Source organism: Nocardioides sp. (assembly GCF_034670285.1).
Lineage (GTDB): Bacteria > Actinomycetota > Actinomycetes > Propionibacteriales > Nocardioidaceae > Nocardioides.
The window spans coordinates 1-1,984 of the sequence record NZ_JAXMNS010000535.1; the positions used below are offsets into that span (position 1 = coordinate 1).

Annotated in this window: 2 protein-coding genes and 1 pseudogene; 2 read left to right on the plus strand and 1 reads right to left on the minus strand. The window is 69.7% G+C overall.

Annotated elements, in window-relative coordinates; genetic code table 11:
* On the plus strand, positions 1-701 hold a 701-nt coding region (locus VOI19_RS18705; RefSeq protein ID WP_323794448.1), incomplete at its 5' end, for a rhomboid family intramembrane serine protease.
* A gap of 350 nt (positions 702-1,051) precedes the next feature.
* Here VOI19_RS18705 and VOI19_RS18710 read toward each other — a convergent pair.
* A complete protein-coding gene (locus tag VOI19_RS18710) occupies positions 1,052-1,519 on the minus strand; it encodes a cell division protein CrgA (protein ID WP_323794449.1) in 468 nt (155 codons plus the stop codon).
* A 93-nt stretch (positions 1,520-1,612) separates the two neighbouring features.
* Here VOI19_RS18710 and VOI19_RS18715 point away from each other — a divergent pair.
* Positions 1,613-1,984: pseudogene (locus VOI19_RS18715) on the plus strand (hypothetical protein); the annotation flags it as partial.

Sequence of the window (1,984 nt, forward strand, 5' to 3'; positions counted from 1 at the left end):
TCCTGATCGCCCTCAACCTCGCCGTCTGGGTGGGGGTGCTGGTCACCGGCTGGAACGACAGCCGCCTGATCCCGCGCCTGGCCCTGCTGCCGCGCGGACTGTGCGAGTCGATCGCCGAGCCGGGGGCCTTCTACGGCGCTGCCGTCGAGGCAGCCTGCCGCGGCGGTGACGCCCGTTGGGTCTCCGGCGTGTCCGACGGCGCCTACTGGCAGCTGGTCACGAGCATGTTCCTGCACGTGGAGATCTGGCACCTCGCCGCCAACATGTTGGCGCTCTTCCTGCTCGGGCCGCAGATCGAGGCCGCCCTGGGCCGTGCACGGTTCCTCGCGCTCTACCTCGTCTCCGGCCTCGCCGGCTCCGCCACGGTCTACTGGTTGGCCAGCGAGTTCGGCATCACCCTGGGAGCCTCCGGGGCCATCTACGGCCTCTTCGCCGCGCTCGCGGTGATCGTGCACAAGATCGGCGGCGACCTGCGCAGTCTCGGCGGTCTGCTCCTCATCAACCTGGTCATCACCTTCGCGGTGCCCAACATCTCCTGGCAGGGCCACCTCGGCGGTTTCGTCGGCGGCGCCCTCATCACCGGCCTGCTCGTCTACGCGCCCAAGGGACCCCGCCGCGCGCGCATGCAGTGGGCCGGGATCGCCGCGGTCCTGGTGCTGGTCGCGGTGGCCGTGGTCGCCCGCTCCGTCGTCCTCGGCTGAGCGCTTCCACACCCCGGGTTGTCCACACCTGTGGAGAAACCGGTGGAGAACTACACTTGTGGAATTCGTTCCACAGCTGTGGAGAACTCTGTGGATAACTCGCAAGCGGTGGGGCGGCCGGACCCGCGCTCGATGGGGGTCGACCGGTCCGTTGACGGAGCCGCGGGCCGCAGCCCGGCGGCGACCGGTTGACGAGTTGTGCCAAGCAGGGCGCTGAATCAGCACGAAAAGACCGGCACCGCCGTCAGCACGCCGAGGCGTATGACGGACCGGTGCCGGTCGAGGTCGTGGTGCGGCCCGCGCTCAGGGGCGGGCTGTGCACAACTGATGGAGCTGTTGGTGCTGCTGGGTCACTCCCAGCGCGTGGCGAAGGTGAAGCCGACCGCCATGAAGCCGATGCCGACCATCAGGTTCTTCTGACCGAGGTCGTCGAAGATCGGCACCACGGAGGTGTCGTTGGCGATCGCGTAGAACACGCAGATCCAGGCCAGGCCCACCAGGAAGCAGCCGAGCATCCCGCCGACGACGCCGCGGCCGCGGCCCAGCGGGGTGGAGGGGTGGGCCGAGATGATGAGGCCGAGGAACAAGGCTCCGAAGCCGATCAGGTAGTTCCAGTCGGCGAGGTCCTGGAGGAAGCCGGGGCCCTTGGCGCTCAGGGCCTCACCGGCGTCGTTGAACTCGCCCTCGGGGCGCACACCGACGTAGTAGTAGATGATCCAAGCGACTCCGAGCACCATCAGCGTCAGGGCGATCGCGAAGCGCGGGCTCATGACCGGTCCCCGGTCGGGGTCGAAGGTCTCGTCCTTGATCTTGGCCACGGGGTCGGTCCTCTTCTGGGTATCGCCGGCGTCGGTGCTCCGGTGCTGAACGGCGGCTTCGGTACTGCCGATCCGCGGGCTACCTTAGTGTGCGTGACCGGTTCCCACGCGCAGACCCCTGGGTCGACCCCCAGCAATGGGTCGTCGGGTCGGGGCACGCCGAGCGGGCGTGGCATCTGGCGCGTCGGCACGCCGGTGATGGTGCTCCTCAGCGGAGCGCTCTTCGCGGTCAGCGCCGGCAACTCCGACGGCACCGACCTGCGCCCCGGCCGCTACACCGACCTGGCCTCGCTCGTGCAGGCCGAGTCCGACGACTACGAGCGGCTCCAGGGTCGCGAGGGTGAGCTGCGAGCCCAGGTCGACGACCTGGCCGGCGGGGTCGACGACAAGCAGGTGCAGCGCAAGCGCAAGCAGGCCGAGCAGCTGCGCGGCCTGGCCGGGCTGGAGCCCGTCATCGGCACCGGC